1 pseudogene is annotated in these 321 nt (G+C 44.9%); it reads left to right on the plus strand.

Annotated features, from left to right (window positions below):
- Window positions 1-255: pseudogene (locus B3763_RS00540) on the plus strand (transcription termination factor Rho); the annotation flags it as partial.
- Window positions 256-321: the final 66 nt, after the last annotated feature.

Consider the following 321-nt stretch of genomic DNA (forward strand, 5'->3'; position numbering starts at 1 on the left):
TTCAAGGGTACCGGTAACATGGAACTTCAGCTCGATAGAAAACTGGCGAACAAACGAGTATACCCGGCTATCGATGTTCCGGCATCGGGTACCAGAAGAGAAGATCTGCTCATGAGCAAAGAAGAATTGCAACGCGTATGGATACTTCGCAAGTTTATGGCCGACATGAACTCTGTAGAAGCCATGGAGTTCTTGCTCGACAGAATGAAAGGTACTCGCGACAACAACGAGTTCCTGATTTCAATGAACGGATAAGATAAATAATTCGAAATACACGAAGCTGTCTGGAAGGCACTTCTCATTTACTCCCTAAGTAGTGGA

Origin of the sequence: Roseivirga sp. UBA1976 (assembly GCF_002336325.1) — a bacterium.
GTDB classification, from domain to species: domain Bacteria; phylum Bacteroidota; class Bacteroidia; order Cytophagales; family Cyclobacteriaceae; genus Roseivirga; species Roseivirga thermotolerans.